The sequence below is a fragment of the Neorhizobium sp. PAMB6716 genome (genome assembly GCF_058242805.1).
The window spans coordinates 1,412,224-1,427,186 of record NZ_CM177835.1 but is presented as its reverse complement, the minus strand read 5'-3'; the positions used below and the strand labels follow the sequence as shown (position 1 = coordinate 1,427,186).

Sequence of the window (14,963 nt, the reverse complement as noted above, 5' to 3'; positions counted from 1 at the left end):
CCCCGCACGTCACGGCGACGCCGGGGCTTTTTCCATTGTCAGCCAGCAAGCACCGCAGACACGGCGTCAATCGCCTCGCCGGCCTTGCTGCCATCGGGACCGCCGGCCTGCGCCATATCCGGCCGGCCGCCGCCGCCCTTGCCGCCAAGCGCAATCGAGGCTGCCCGCACCAGATCAACCGCACTGAAACGGGCCGTCAGATCCGACGTGACGCCGACCACGGCGCTCGCCTTGTCATCGGCGCCGATGCCGATGAGCAGCACGACGCCCGAGCCAAGGCCGGTCTTTGCCTCGTCCACAAGGCCCTTCAGGTCCTTCGCATCGATGCCGGCAATGGCCTTGCCGAGGAATTTGATGCCGCCGATGTCCTTGATCTCATCGGCCGGCGTGCCCTGCGCACCGCCCATTGCAAGTTTGCGACGGGCATCCGCGAGTTCCTTTTCGAGCTTCTTGCGCTCGTCCATCAGCGCCTCTACGCGCGAGACCACCTCGCCCGGCTGCACCTTCAGCGTACTTGCCAGCGTCTTTACCCGCTCGTCCTGTTCGGCGAGATAAGCGCGCGCGCCCTCTGCCGTCACCGCCTCGAGACGGCGTACGCCGGAGCCGACGGCGCTTTCGCCCAGAATGCGCACCAGGCCGATATCGCCGGTCTTCGTCACATGGGTGCCGCCGCAGAGTTCGACGGAATATGGTTTGCCGGCCTTCTGGCCCTCGATGCCGGTGCCCATGGCAACCACACGCACCTCATCGCCATATTTTTCGCCAAACAGTGCCATGGCGCCCTCAGCAATCGCATCGTCGACGCTCATCAACCGCGTCGTGACCGGCGCGTTCTGCAGGATGATGGCGTTTGCCATGTCTTCGACCGTCTGCAACTCCTCCGCCGACATGGGCTTGGGATGCGACACGTCGAAACGCAGGCGGTCCGGCGAGACGAGCGAACCCTTCTGCGCGACATGCGTGCCAAGTACCTCGCGCAGCGCCTCATGCAGAAGATGCGTGGCCGAATGGTTGGCGCGTAGTTTTGAGCGGCGGGCGTGATCGACGGTCAGCACAACGGGTTCGCCAGCCTTCAGCGCACCTTCGGAAACGATGGCGATATGAACAAACAGTCCCTCGCCCTTCTTGAGGGTATCGGTCACGGTCAGCTTTGCGGTGTCGGTCGAGATAAGGCCGGTATCGCCCATCTGGCCGCCCGATTCGCCGTAAAACGGCGTCTGGCTGACGACGATCTGCACGGTGTCGCCGGCAGATGCCGTCTCGATCACGGCGCCATCGCGTACGATAGCCTGCACCACGCCCTCGGCGGTTTCGGTGTCATAGCCCAAAAATTCCGTCGCGCCGTGCTTTTCCTTCAGCTCGAACCAGACCGATTCGGTGGCTTTGTCGCCGGAGCCGGACCAACTGGCGCGGGCTTCGGCCTTCTGGCGCTGCATGGCGTCGTTGAAGCCGGTGAGATCAACGCCGATGCCGCGGGCACGCAGAGCGTCCTGCGTCAGGTCAAGCGGGAAACCATAGGTGTCATAAAGCTTGAACGCCGTCTCGCCGTCCAGGCTGTCGCCCTTGTCGAGATCCGATGTGGCATCCGACAGAAGCGTCAGGCCGCGCGCGAGCGTGGCACGGAAGCGGGTTTCTTCCAGCTTCAGCGTTTCGGAGATCAGGCTTTCGGCACGCAGCAGTTCCGGATAGGCGCGGCTCATTTCGCTCATCAGGGCCGGAAGCAGCGTCCACATCAGCGGCTCGCGGGCGCCGAGCAGCTGCATGTGGCGCATGGCGCGGCGCATGATGCGGCGCAGCACATAACCACGACCCTCGTTCGACGGCAGAACGCCATCGGCGATCAGGAAGGCGGACGAGCGCAGGTGGTCGGCGATGACGCGGAAGCTTGCTGCCACGTCGCCTTCAGCCTTCACACCGACAACTTCTTCGGTCGCAGCGATCAGCGTGCGGAAAAGGTCGGTGTCGAAGACGCTATGGACACCCTGCAGAATGCAGGCCATGCGCTCCAGACCCATGCCGGTATCGATCGACGGACGCGGCAGCGGCGAACGCTCGCCGGGCGCCGACTGGTCGAACTGCATGAAAACCAGGTTCCAGAATTCGAGGAACCGGTCGCCATCCTCTTCCGGCGAGCCGGGAGGACCGCCCCAGACGCTCTCGCCCTGGTCGATGAAGATTTCGGAGCACGGGCCGCAGGGGCCGGTATCGCCCATCTGCCAGAAATTGTCGGAGGTCGGGATGCGGATGATCTTGTCATCGGAAAAACCGGCGATCTTCTTCCAGAGGCTGGCTGCCTCCTCGTCCTCGGCATAGACAGTCACCAGCAGCCGGTCCTTGGGCAGGTCAAAGCCCTTGGTGACGAGGTTCCAGGCCAGCTCGATGGCGTTTTCCTTGAAATAATTGCCGAAGGAAAAGTTGCCGAGCATTTCGAAGAAGGTCAGATGCCGGGCGGTATAACCGACATTGTCGAGGTCGTTGTGTTTGCCGCCGGCGCGTACGCATTTCTGCGAGGTGGTCGCGGTCGAATACGGACGGCTTTCAAGACCGGTGAAGACGTTCTTGAACTGCACCATGCCCGCATTGGTGAACATCAGCGTCGGGTCGTTGCGGGGCACAAGCGGGCTTGAGGACACCACCTCGTGACCGTTCTTGCGGAAATAGTCGAGGAAGGTCGACCGGATCTCATTCACGCCACTCATGCCATGCCCTTCTAAGCCGCCCCAGCAGCCTTACCGTCAAAATTCCATTGGCTTTTATCGCCGGAACGAAACCCTGTCCAGCACGACGAAAAGCGGCCGCGCATCTTTGCGGGGATGCGCGGCCGTCCTTATGCCCCGTTGAAGGGAGGCAAAGCTTATGCGTCTGGCTCGCCCTCGCCGTCATCAGGTTCCGGACCGCCGTTCTGCAGGAAGCGGTCGGCGATCAGACCAGCATTCTGGCGCAGCGACATCTCGATTTCGCGTGCCAGTTCCGGATTGTCGCGCAAAAAGCTCTTGGCGTTTTCACGCCCCTGGCCGAGCCGCTGGCTGTTATAGGAGAACCAGGCGCCCGATTTTTCCACAATGCCGGCCTTGACGCCGAGATCGACCAGTTCGCCGGTCTTCGACACGCCTTCGCCATACATGATGTCGAATTCCACCTGCTTGAAGGGCGGCGCCATCTTGTTCTTCACGACCTTCACGCGGGTCTGGTTGCCGACAACTTCTTCGCGCTCCTTGACCGCACCGATGCGGCGGATGTCGAGGCGCACGGAGGCGTAAAACTTCAGCGCGTTGCCGCCTGTCGTTGTTTCCGGCGAACCGAACATCACGCCAATCTTCATGCGGATCTGGTTGATGAAGATGACCATCGTGTTCGAGCGCGAAATCGAGGCGGTCAGCTTGCGCAGCGCCTGGCTCATCAGACGCGCCTGAAGACCCGGCAAGCTGTCGCCCATTTCGCCTTCGATTTCGGCCCGCGGCGTCAGTGCCGCCACCGAATCGATGACGAGAACGTCAACCGCGCCGGAGCGCACCAGCGTATCGGTGATTTCGAGCGCCTGCTCGCCGGTATCCGGCTGCGAGATCAGGAGGTTCTGCAGATCAACGCCCAGCTTGCGGGCATAGACCGGGTCAAGCGCGTGCTCGGCATCAACGAAGGCGCAGATGCCACCCTTTTTCTGGGCTTCGGCAATGGTCTGCAGCGCAAGCGTCGTCTTGCCCGAGCTTTCCGGGCCGTAGATCTCGATGATACGCCCCTTCGGCAATCCGCCGATGCCGAGCGCGATATCGAGGCTGAGCGAGCCCGTCGATACGGTTTCGATTTCGACAACGCTCTCGTTTGCGCCGAGCTTCATGATCGAGCCCTTGCCGAAAGAGCGTTCGATTTGCGAAAGTGCCGCTTCCAGCGCCTTGCTTTTGTCCACTGTTTTGTCCTCTACGAGCCGCAATGAATTCTGTGCCATCTGATCCACCTTTAGGTTAAAGCAGCCGCGCTCGCAATGAAGCAGCCATTGATCAGTATGTACACTTTTTGTTCTCATTTTGCAAGAGGAGTTCATCCTCTTGTTTTAACACCGTAAACCGGTGAATGTTCTTTTTGTGTTCCGCGCCCTTCATCGACTGCGGACCATTGCCGGTCATTCCTCCCGGTCGAGCATTTCGCGCACGGCAACAGCCAGCTGTTTCAGCGAAAAAGGCTTTGGCAGGAAACCGAACTTGGCATCAGCCGGAAGGTTACGCGCAAAGGCATCCTCGGCATAACCGGAAACGAAGATGAACTTGAGGTCCGGATAGGTCTTGCGCAACTCGCGCAGCAGCGAGGGCCCATCCATTTCCGGCATCACCACGTCGGAGACGACGATGTCCACCTTGCCATCCAGCTCCTCCATGATCTCGAGTGCTTCCGTGCCGGAACCCGCCTCGTGGACGGTGTAGCCGCGGGTTTCGAGCATGCGCTTGCCGCCGCGCCGCACGGCCTCCTCGTCTTCCACCAGAAGTACCACGGCGGAATTTCCGGTGAGATCGAGATCTTCGGAACCGGACAGGGCTTTGGAGGCGGTGGCCGCCTCGATGCGTGGCTGAGGCGCACCGGCATCCGTCGCCGTCTCGCCGGGGAGGTGGCCGTGAGGACGTTCCACCACCGGTTCCGGCACGTGGCGGGGCAGGAAGACGCGGAATGTCGTGCCCTTGCCCACTTCCGATTCGGGATAGATGTAGCCGCCGGACTGCTTGACGATGCCATAGACCATGGAGAGGCCAAGGCCGGTGCCCTTGCCCACTTCCTTGGTGGTGAAGAACGGCTCGAAAATCTTGTCCATGATTTCGGGCGCAATGCCTGTGCCGTTGTCGGAGACCTCAACCATGACGAAATCGTCCGATGGCAGTCGAGCACTCACGAAAACAGAAGCTTCCTCTGCCGTCACGTTTCGGGTGCGGATGCGGATCTGGCCGCCCTGCGGCATGGCATCACGCGCGTTGACGCAGAGGTTGATCAGCACCTGCTCGAACTGCGAAAGGTCGGTGCGCACCGGCCAGAGATCGCGGCCGTAATCCACGTCCAGCTTCACATTGGTGCCTGAGATCAACCGGTCCACCAGCATGCGCAGGTCGCCCACCACGTCGGTGAGGTTCAGCACCGCCGGACGCATTGTCTGCTTGCGCGAAAACGCCAGCAGCTGGCGCACCAGAACGGCTGCACGGTTGGCATTGCGCTTGATTTCCATCAGGTCGGCAAAACTTGCATCAGATGGGCGCGCCTGCAGCAGCAGATGGTCGGACGAGAGAAGGATGGCCGTGAGCACATTGTTGAAATCATGCGCGATGCCGCCGGCAAGCGTGCCCACCGCGTTCATCTTCTGCGTCTGCGCCATCTGGGTCTCGAGCGCCTTCTGCTCGGTCGTCTCCACGGCATAAACGATGGCTACCTCTTCGGGCGCCTCGTCGCTCTCGTCGATCACGGCATTAACGTAAAAACGCACATGGCGCGTTTCGTCGCCGGGATAACGGCAATCGATCGGGGCGATGTCGCCCTGGCGATCCTTGGCGTCGGCCAGTGCCCGCTGCAGGTCGCTGCGGGCGCTCTCATGCACGATCACGTCGAGCTTTGCGCCGGCTTCCACGTCGTCGCGGGAGACCACGCCGGCAAACAGGCGCAGGAACGGTGCGTTGATGCGGAGAATCTTGCCGTCGCCGTCGATGGAGGCAATCGCCATCGGCGTGTTGTTGAAGAAGCGGGTAAAGCGCATGGCAGACGCCGACTGGTCGCCGCCCTCGCCCTTGGAACGGGCGAGCACGATCGTGCGGCTTTCACCCGGCGCCCCGTCGCGCATGGACGACACGCTGTGCACAAGGCGCACCGGCAGGCTCTGGCCATTGCTGCGGCGAAGATCGAGATCGAGCGTTTCCGTGCGCTTCTGGCCGGGCCCTGCCTGCACCGACTGGATCAGCGCCATGCCCTCGCCCGCCACCATGTCGGAAATCGCCATGGAGCCCGGCACGAATTTGGTGAGGTCCAGCCCCAGCCATTCGGCAAGCGTTGCATTGAGATAGAACACTTCGCCCTTCTTGCCGGCGGAAAAGAAGCCGGCGGGCGCGTGGTCGAGATAGTCGATGGCATTCTGCAGCTCGCGGAAGAAGCGTTCCTGCTCCTCGCGCTCGGAGGTGATGTCGGCAATCTGCCACACATCGAGCGGCATCGGCAAAAGCGGCGAGACGAGGATGCGGGCCTTCAGCCGATACCAGTGGGCACCGGAGCCGTTGGCCGTGCCGCGTCCGAGCGGTTTCAGCAGGCGAAATTCCTCATGGCCGTCGCGCCCGTCGCGCAGAGCTGCCGTCAGGCGATAGAGCGCCTCGGTCGCCTCGCGGTTTTTCGACAGAAGTGTCTCAAGCGATTGGGCATTGCTGGCCTTGGTGGCGCCGGTCAGTTTGCCATAGGCGGAATTGGCATACAGGATGCGGCCGCGCTCATCGGTGATCAGAATGCCATCGGGATGGCCTGCCAGATAACTTGCGGCAAATTCGTCGGAGCGGGATTTCGGCATCACCTCGACAAGGCCGATCATCGAGGACACGATGAAAAAGATGCCGACCATGGCCAGCACGCCGAGCACGCCCAGCACGATCTCATTGTCCATGGCGTCCTTGAACACCACGAAGGCGATGGAGACGCCCACAAGCACCAACGCCAGGAGCAGAAGCCTGAGCACGGTCCCGCCGCGCGTTCCCCGGTCTACCAAAGGCGCGTCATAACTGCCGATCGGTCGCGACTTCGTCATCACACCTCGCATTTCGACCGGTTACTGAACAAGCGCGGCCATGGAATCGGTCCATTCCTCTTCCATAGCAACTTGCGGACCCCGCAAAAAGCGCTGCGACCAAGAAACCCGTTGAAGACATTCATATTCCTATTGCCGATCACCCGCATCCGTCCATATCTGCCATAATGGCAACAGGGCCGGCATCCACCACGGCGCGGGCCGGTTCAAGGCTCTATCGGCGGGCATGCTTGCCGCGGGCTTGCGGCTTGCCTAGGTTGTGACCGAAACGACACGTGTCGATGCAGCGATGGCAGATCCGCCGCGCAGAACCCTGACACAGACAGAATCTCGAAGGAGTGGCAAACACATGGTGGAGCAATTGATGAGCGACTACGGCAGCCGCTTCGTGATTGCCGTGCTCGGCGTTGGCTTCGGCCTTGTCTTTCTGGTGGCTGTGCTGTGGCTTGTGCGTCGCCGCAGCGGTCCCTCGCCTTTCCTGCGCGGCGGCAAGAACCGCCAGCCGCGCCTGCAGGTGCTGGATGCGGCCGCCGTCGATGCGCGCCGGCGGATCGTGCTGGTGCGCCGAGATGATGTCGAACACCTCGTGATGATCGGCGGTCCCACAGATGTGGTCATCGAAAGCGGCATCAGGCCGCTTGCCGAACAGCAGGCGCTCCGCGACACTCAGGCGCTGGAACAACAGCCGGCAGAGCCGCGGCTTGAGGCTGGCGCCCGCCAGCCGGCACTTTCCGCGCCGCCGCGCCAGATCGCAAGCCAGCCCATCCAGGCGCCTGCGTTCCGCGACATTCCGGAACCGGTGGAAACCGGCCGGGAGACGCGCCCTGCCCCGCGTGCCGCGGCCAGGCCGGCCCCCTCCGTCGAACCTGCGCTGACGCCTGCCCCGAAAGATGCCACGCCGATTTCCAGCCCCAGTTCGTCCGTCGAGGTGGAAAAAGCCGGCGAGAGCATCCAGCCGCCCGTTCGCCGCACAGCGCCTGTCAGCGATCGCCGCAGGGAACCGGACATGCCGCACGCCGCTGCTTCCCCGGCGGAAAAAGCCGCGCAGGAGCAGTCCACAGCGGAAATGACTGCCGGCGACCTCGGTGCGGCCAGCGATGCACTGGATATCGCCCGGCGCCGTGTGCTTCAGTCCGGCTCGCTCCCGACAGAGCAGCGCGCGCGGGGCACCGCGACGCAATCCACCGAGACCACCGCCAAATCGACACCGTCCGCCAATCCGCTGCCCTTTGCCTCGACATCGGCGTCGGCAAACATTCCCGCGGCATCGATGCCATCAAGCCCGGCATCCGAGCGACCGCTGGGCAGTGCCTTCGACCGTATTCTGGAAGAGGAAATGGCGAGCAATCTTGCCGCAAACCGGGCCGAAAACCGGGATGAGCGCCCAGGTGCATCGCCCGGAACTGCGCCGATGACGGCGCGGCGCGATCCGGCCAATCCGCGTGTGACAGGCGCCACACCGGAACCGTCGCTGCAGACGGAAATTGCCCGTATTTTCGGCGAGATGTCGGTCACACGCGACGAGCGGTAGGTTTTTCACCCGAAAAACCGGGCCAATTCGTCTGACACCGGCATCTTGTGCTTCAGCGCGTCAGCGCACGAACACTGTCTGCCGGTAAGCCCCCGCAAAAAAGCGGACAAAAAAAGAGGCACGCAAGGATGCGTGCCTGGAAATCGAAGTCCCTGATACCCTCAAGAGAGGGAAAGGAAAGTCTCACTCGTCGCGATAAACCTTTTCGCGGCGTTCGTGACGTTCCTGCGCCTCGATGGACAGCGTGGCAATCGGTCTTGCGTCAAGGCGTTTCAGGCCGATCGGCTCGCCGGTCTCCTCACAGTAACCGTAGGTGCCGTCATCGATCCGCTGCAGAGCCGCATCGATCTTGGAGATCAGCTTTCTCTGGCGGTCGCGAGCACGAAGCTCGATGGCACGGTCGGTTTCTGACGAGGCTCGGTCTGCAAGATCGGGATGATTGGCGCTTTCTTCAGCAAGGTGGCCGAGAGTTTCCCGCGCTTCCCGGAGGATATCATTTTTCCAGGCAATGAGCTTGGCTCGGAAGTATGCCTTCTGTTTGGCATTCATGAATTCGTCTTCTTCCGAGAGGACGTAGCTGCTAAGGTCGATCTTCTCACTCAACGCGATTCTCCTGAAGAACAGCTCTCACGCCGGGGTCTATACTCCATTCCTGTGTGCTGATTCAAGCCTTGTGGTTGCGCTAAAGGCATTTTTAAAAGTGACATAAAAATCAGCTAAACGACTATTCTTTATGCGTTTTTACGGGCATCGGCGTTTGGCCGCGTTTACGGGTGTCCGGTGGCTGCAACGATGCCGGCCCCGAAATGGGACAGGCGAAGGGGCAGTTGACGCCACGCCGGATGGCGGGATACTCGAACATCTCGAGCAACGATCCGATGGTCCTCTGCGGGCTATTCGGTCATCAGTGTGGACCGCCCATGACCATTGTCGAACCGCCGCCCTCAAGGATCTACCTGATGCGCCACGCCCGTTCCGGCTGGCCTGAACCGGGCGCACGGGACTTTGATCGGACGCTGGATGACCACGGTTATGGCGAAGCCGAAGTGGTGGCCTCGCTTGCCGCCGATAAACGCTATCGCCCCGATCTTCTCATCTCCTCCACTGCCGTCCGTTGCCAGGAAACGGCGGATGCCATGCACCGGGCTTTTGGCGGCGAATGCGAGATGCTGATGATCGACGAGCTGTATAACGGCCCGCTCGATACCTATCTGGCGGTGCTTTCCGCGCAGAACGAAACGCAATCTGTCATGCTGATCGGCCATAATCCCACCATGGAAGAATTGCTGGAAGCGATGATCGGCCCAGACCGCACCGCCGCCGTCATCCCCAGCGGTTATCCGACGGCCGGCCTTGCCGTGCTGGATCATGGCGGCCCTGTTGCAGCCCTTGCAGGCAGCTGGTCGCTACGCGATTTCCTGACGGCCTGATTCTTACGCGATCGCAGCCAGGAGCGGTTCCCCTGCTGCGCTTTTGACAGGTTGGCCGACCGCGTATCCCTTTTTCCGCCGACTGTTGTGCCTATATGGTCAACACGAAGCATCAACGGGTTCCTGCCTTGGCCACATCCCTCACTTCCTTTCGCGACGACGCGCTGATTGCGCTGGATAACCTTGCCGACCGGGCAAGCGGCCTCGTGCATCCAACGATGCGGCTGGGCGTCACCGGCCTGTCGCGGGCGGGCAAAACCGTGTTCATTTCGTCGCTGGTGCATAATCTCCTGCATGGTGGGCGCCTGCCGCTGTTTGAGGCAGCCCGCTCCGGCAGACTGTCTTCCGTGCGGCTGGAGCCGCAGCCGGATGATGCCATTCCCCGCTTCCAGTACGAGGATCACATCCAGGCGCTGGTGCGCGACCGTATCTGGCCCGATTCGACACGGGCTATTTCGGAACTGCGCCTGACGCTCGAATACCAGAGCGCCAGCGGCTGGGGCCGGTTCTTCTCTGCCGGTCGTCTCTCCATCGACATCGTCGATTATCCCGGCGAATGGCTGCTCGACCTGCCGCTGCTCGGCCAGGATTACCGCACCTTCTCCAACAACACCGTGCAACTGGCGAAATCCGGCGTTCGCGCAGAACTGGCGCGCGACTGGATGGCATTGGCGCAAAGCGTCGATCCGGCAGCCCCCGCCGACGAAATGACGGCGCGGCGGCTGGCAGAGGTTTTTGCCGCCTATCTCAAGGCCTGCAAATCCGATGAACGCTCCCTTTCGACGCTACCGCCGGGCCGCTTCCTGATGCCCGGCGATCTCGATGGCTCGCCAGCGCTGACCTTTGCGCCGCTGCCGAACCTCGGTGACACCAGATTTGAAAAAGGCACACTCGGCGCCATGATGGAGCGCCGTTTCGAGGCCTATAAATCGGTCGTGGTCAAACCGTTTTTCCGCGAGCATTTTGCAAGGCTCGACCGGCAGATCGTGCTGATCGATGCGCTGCAGGCACTGAACCGTGGGCCGGAAGCGGTGCAGGATCTGGAGCGCGCGCTGTCGGATGTGCTCGCCTGTTTCCGCCCCGGCACAAATTCCATCCTGTCCTCGCTGCTCGGACGGCGCATCGACAAGGTGCTGGTGGCCGCCACCAAGGCCGATCACCTCCACCATGAAAGCCATGACCGGCTGGAGGCGTTGACGCGCCGGCTGGTGGACCGCGCGGTCGAGCGCATCGGCATGGCCGGCGCCGGCATAGATGTGATGGCGATTGCTTCGGTGCGCGCCACACGGGAGGCAACGGTGCGCGAGAACGGCGACCTCCTGCCCGTCATCACGGGAACACCGATGGCCGGCGAGCGGATCAATGGCGAAGTTTTTGACGGCAACCGCAGAACTGCGATCTTTCCCGGGGACTTGCCGGTCAAACCGGATTCATTTTTCAAGGAACCTTCCGCAACACCTGAGGAGGGCGCAACCCCGCATATCAACATCGTGCGTTTCCGTCCCCCCTCTGTTGAGGAAAATAGCGGCGGCATCCAGCTCTCCGTGCCGCATATCCGTCTCGACCGCGCCCTGCAGTTCCTGATCGGGGACCGGCTGGCATGAGAAAAAACCGGCATGCCGTTGATCCCGCGACGCGATCCTTGAGGACCAGCCGATGAGCGACACACTGCCCCCCGTCCCGCCGCGGCGTCCAGGCGCCTATGTGCTGCCTGAGGAACGGCCGCAGACGCTGCGCGCGCCGCGCAGCTTTGACGACGGGTTTACTGTGACCCCGGACGCGGAAGATCCGTTCGTCACGCCTCCGGAGCTTGAAGCGGCGCAGCTGGAGATCGCGGTTCCACGCAAGCGAAAATTTTCGTGGGGCAAGCTTGCACTCGGCGCGCTTGGCACGTTCCTGTCGCTCGCCTTCTGGCTCTGGGCGGATCAGGTGGTGCGTGACCTGTTTTCGCGCTCGGACTGGCTGGGTTATATGGCGGTTGCGGTGCTCGGCGTCGCCGTGCTTGCGCTTGCCGTGGTTGTCGGGCGGGAAGTTTTTGGCCTGATGCGGCTTGCGGCCGTGCAATCACTGAAGGCGGAAGCCGAGGCAGCCTTGAAGACGCCGGGCGCGAAAGCCGCACGCGCACTGGTGTCGCGGCTCGAAACGCTTCTGTCCCACCGGGCCGAGACCGCACGCGGGCGTGCCACGCTGAAGGCGACGGAAGAAGACATCATCGATGGCCCCCAACTGATCGAGCTTGCCGAACGCGAGCTTTTAGGCCCGCTCGACGGGCGTGCCCGCGCCCTCATTCTCGGCGCCTCCAAGCGCACCTCCGTTGTCACCGCCATCAGCCCGCGTGCGGTGGTGGATCTCGCCTATGTGCTGTTTGAGGTCACCCGCCTCGTGCGTGCCATGGCCGAGCTTTACGGCGGGCGGCCCGGTACTGTTGGCCTTTTGCGGCTGCTGCGCGACGTGATCGCCCATCTCGCCGTGACCGGATCGATTGCCGTCGGCGACGGCATCGCCCAGCAGGTTCTCGGCCATGGGCTCGCGGCAAAACTGTCCAGTCGGCTCGGCGAAGGCGTCATCAACGGGCTTTTGACGGCGCGAATCGGCATTGCCGCCATGGATCTCTGCCGCCCTCTGCCGTTCAGCGCGCTGAAGCGCCCCGGCATCGGCGATTTCCTCTCCGACATCACCTCAACCGCCAATCGCGGCTGAAACATCGTCCGATCAGAGGTCCGCGAACCCTCTGACACCTGCCGAAATGAGCAAAATAAACGCGTCGTTAACCATTCCCGATATAAAATCAGGATTGTTCAGGACGCTGCTCGCCTAAGGAAAGTTTTATGGTCTCGCGCATCTCTTCCCTCAAAGGCGGGCTTTTTGCCGCCATGTCGGTCGCCCTTCTTGCGCCGATGCATTCGGCCGTCGCCTCCCCGCGCGACAAGGCCTTTTTCGAGGGCGCCGCCGGCGCCTGGAAAGGTCCGGGCGAAATCGTCGCCGGCAAATACAAGGGCACCAAGTTTACCTGCAATCTCACCGGCGAACCGACGCCCGATGGCGATGCCGGCCTGAAGCTCGATGGCATCTGCCGCGTCGGCGTGTTCAAGCAGCCGATGTCTGCCGTCATCACCCAGACAGGCGCTACCTACAAGGGCAAGTTTCTGGATGGTGCCGATGGCAAGGGTCTCGATATCGTGTCCGGCGCCATCAGCGGCGACAAGATCGTGCTCGGCATCAACCGCGCCAAGCTGAACGGCGCCATGATTGCCCGCATGCAGGACACCAATTCGATGAACATCACCATTTCGGTGAAGGTGGAAGAAACCATGGTGCCGGTCATCGGCCTGTCGCTGACGCGCGACATGGACCAGATCGCCGTCGGCTCCATCGAACAGTAATTTTCTTTTCCCAAGGTGGCGCTCGGCAAGCCAGTCGCTCAGCGCCACCAGTCGCGATTTTCGTCCGCCACCGCTATCCCTGCAAGATCGGCCGAATCGGCCCAGTCCGCCACGGTCTTTCCAGACACGATCATGCCCGCTGCGATATCGATAAGCGGCAACAGCACGAAACCGCGCTCCACCATGCGCGGATGCGGCACATCAAGCCCCTCCACATGGATTTCCCGGTCGCCATATGTCAGCACGTCGATATCGATGGTGCGCGGCCCCCAGCGCTCAATGCGCACCCGCTTCATGCCCCGCTCGATGGAGAGACAGAGATCGAGCAGCGCCGTCGGTTGAAGCTGCGTTTCGAGAAGGGCGCAGGCGTTAAAAAAATCCGCCTGGTCGGTTTTGCCCCAGGGTGGCGTGCGGTAGAGCTTTGAAACAGAGATCACCCGGCAATCCGCGCGCGCATCAAATTGCTGCAGCGCTGTCGCCATCGCCCGGCGGGGATCGCCGAGATTGCCGCCCAAGCCGATTGCGGCAACAACGCCGGTGTCAGGGGCGATGCTCAACGCGCACCTCCACGTAATCGAGAATGCCGGCAATCGGCACGCTCGGCTTGCGCACAGTGATGGCAGCGCGGCGGATCATCGGAAACTTTTCGCACAAGGCAAGGGCCACATCCTGCGCCAGCGCTTCGATCAGCGCCCGGCGTGTCGTGGTCACCACCTGTTCGATCACCTCGAAGGCATGGCCATAATGCATGGTGTCGGTGAGATCGTCATCGGTCAGCGCCCGGCCAGCCGGCACGTCGAATTCCGCATCGACGAAGAAACGCTGGCCGAGAACCGCCTCTTCCTGAAACGCGCCGTGGTGCGCAAAAAAGGCGCAATTCTTTAGGGTAATGGTATAGATACTCAAACTCTCGTTCCCCCTTCGGCGGCCAGCACCGCATCGGCAATGCGCAAGGCATCCCTGTTGGTTGCCACGTCATGCACGCGAAAAATCGAGGCGCCGGCACGCCGCAGCAGCGCCGTGGTTGCCGCCGTCCCCACATCGCGGTCACCGGCCAGTTCCCGCCCGGTGGCAGAACCGATGAAGCGCTTGCGCGAGGTGCCGATGAGGAAGGGCAGCTTCAGCACCAACAGTTCGGCAAAACGCGCCATCAGCGCAAAATCTTCCTCGAGGTTCTTGGCAAAGCCGAACCCCGGATCAATCACGATATTTTCGCGCGCAACGCCGGCTGCTGCGGCAGTGTTTAATGCGTTTTTGAAAAACCACAGCTGGTCGTCCACCACGTCGGCACGTTTGTCGACCTCGCGGCCGCGACCGGTATGCATCATTACCAGGCCCGCCCCGGTCTCGGCCACCACGCGGGCCATATCGGTATCATGGCGCAGACCATAGACGTCATTGACGATATGAGCGCCGGCCGCCATCGCAAGCCGCGCCGTTTCGGCCCTGTAGGTATCGACAGAAATCAGCGCGTCGGTCTGTTTCGAGAGAGCCTCGATCACCGGAAGCACGCGCTCCTGTTCCTCGCCGGGATCGACGGGCTCGGCCCCCGGCCGTGTCGATTCGCCGCCGATATCGAGAATGGACGCTCCCGCCTCCACACAGGCCAGCGCATGGCGAACGGCTGATTCCACCTGCAAATGCCGGCCGCCATCGGAAAAGCTATCGGGCGTCACGTTGATGATGGCCATCAGATGGCCTTCGGCGCCAAGAGCCAGCGACCGCCCGCCGCCAACCTGCCAGATGGTGTTGCCGCACGATGTCACGTCAAAGCCGATCCTGTTTGCCACAAAGAATTTCGCAAGCATGTGTTGCGATCCCAAGGCCTATGCCCCAAGCTCCGGCCAAACTCAATGACACAGGCA

The 14,963-nt window shown here is 62.2% G+C and carries 12 protein-coding genes; 5 read left to right on the top strand and 7 right to left on the bottom strand.

Features of this window, described 5'->3' with window-relative positions; translation table 11 throughout:
• Positions 1 to 38 precede the first annotated feature (38 nt).
• From alaS to cckA, 3 genes are all read right to left on the bottom strand, one after another.
• Complete coding sequence (gene alaS, locus AC4CWH_RS06820) at positions 39 to 2,699, bottom strand: alanine--tRNA ligase (protein ID WP_491320938.1); 2,661 nt, start codon at positions 2,697 to 2,699, stop codon at positions 39 to 41.
• Between the two features lie 155 nt (positions 2,700 to 2,854).
• On the bottom strand, positions 2,855 to 3,943 hold the full coding sequence (recA, locus tag AC4CWH_RS06815) for a recombinase RecA (RefSeq protein ID WP_491281387.1): 1,089 nt from the start codon (positions 3,941 to 3,943) through the stop codon (positions 2,855 to 2,857).
• Positions 3,944 to 4,117: 174 nt separating this feature from the next.
• Positions 4,118 to 6,754 (bottom strand): cell cycle histidine kinase CckA, encoded by a 2,637-nt coding sequence (cckA, locus tag AC4CWH_RS06810; protein ID WP_491320937.1) that lies wholly within the window; start codon positions 6,752 to 6,754, stop codon positions 4,118 to 4,120.
• Positions 6,755 to 7,103: 349 nt separating this feature from the next.
• Here cckA and AC4CWH_RS06805 point away from each other — a divergent pair, with 349 nt between their 5' ends.
• Positions 7,104 to 8,285, top strand: a complete 1,182-nt coding sequence (locus tag AC4CWH_RS06805) for a flagellar biosynthetic protein FliO (protein ID WP_491320936.1) — start codon at positions 7,104 to 7,106, stop codon at positions 8,283 to 8,285.
• A gap of 183 nt (positions 8,286 to 8,468) precedes the next feature.
• Here AC4CWH_RS06805 and dksA read toward each other — a convergent pair whose 3' ends face one another.
• The gene (gene dksA, locus AC4CWH_RS06800) at positions 8,469 to 8,888 is read right to left on the bottom strand and encodes an RNA polymerase-binding protein DksA (protein ID WP_491285118.1); all 420 of its coding nucleotides are present in this window, start codon (positions 8,886 to 8,888) and stop codon (positions 8,469 to 8,471) included.
• A 317-nt stretch (positions 8,889 to 9,205) separates the two neighbouring features.
• Here dksA and AC4CWH_RS06795 point away from each other — a divergent pair, with 317 nt between their 5' ends.
• The 4 genes from AC4CWH_RS06795 to AC4CWH_RS06780 all read left to right on the top strand — a co-directional run bounded on the left by AC4CWH_RS06795 (position 9,206) and on the right by AC4CWH_RS06780 (position 13,098).
• Positions 9,206 to 9,715 (top strand): SixA phosphatase family protein, encoded by a 510-nt coding sequence (locus AC4CWH_RS06795; RefSeq protein ID WP_491320935.1) that lies wholly within the window; start codon positions 9,206 to 9,208, stop codon positions 9,713 to 9,715.
• Between the two features lie 128 nt (positions 9,716 to 9,843).
• Positions 9,844 to 11,319: a YcjX family GTP-binding protein gene (locus AC4CWH_RS06790; RefSeq protein WP_491320934.1), complete on the top strand. Its 1,476-nt coding sequence runs from the start codon at positions 9,844 to 9,846 to the stop codon at positions 11,317 to 11,319.
• Between the two features lie 52 nt (positions 11,320 to 11,371).
• Positions 11,372 to 12,415 carry a YcjF family protein gene (locus AC4CWH_RS06785; protein WP_491320933.1) on the top strand — a complete coding sequence of 348 codons (1,044 nt, stop codon included), beginning with the start codon at positions 11,372 to 11,374 and terminating at the stop codon, positions 12,413 to 12,415.
• 128 nt (positions 12,416 to 12,543) lie between these two features.
• Complete coding sequence (locus AC4CWH_RS06780) at positions 12,544 to 13,098, top strand: hypothetical protein (RefSeq protein WP_491285111.1); 555 nt, start codon at positions 12,544 to 12,546, stop codon at positions 13,096 to 13,098.
• A gap of 38 nt (positions 13,099 to 13,136) precedes the next feature.
• On the opposite strand, the gene folK is transcribed toward AC4CWH_RS06780, so the two are convergent.
• From folK to folP, 3 genes are read right to left on the bottom strand one after another with little or no spacing between them, the layout of a single operon-like run.
• Complete coding sequence (gene folK / locus AC4CWH_RS06775; protein ID WP_491320932.1) at positions 13,137 to 13,655, bottom strand: 2-amino-4-hydroxy-6-hydroxymethyldihydropteridine diphosphokinase; 519 nt, start codon at positions 13,653 to 13,655, stop codon at positions 13,137 to 13,139.
• On the bottom strand, positions 13,639 to 14,004 hold the full coding sequence (gene folB / locus AC4CWH_RS06770; RefSeq protein ID WP_491285110.1) for a dihydroneopterin aldolase: 366 nt from the start codon (positions 14,002 to 14,004) through the stop codon (positions 13,639 to 13,641). Before folB ends, folK begins: the two co-directional genes overlap by 17 nt.
• The gene (gene folP, locus AC4CWH_RS06765) at positions 14,001 to 14,906 is read right to left on the bottom strand and encodes a dihydropteroate synthase (RefSeq protein ID WP_491320931.1); all 906 of its coding nucleotides are present in this window, start codon (positions 14,904 to 14,906) and stop codon (positions 14,001 to 14,003) included. The genes folB and folP overlap by 4 nt, the downstream gene beginning before the upstream one ends.
• Between the last annotated feature and the right edge of the window lie 57 nt (positions 14,907 to 14,963).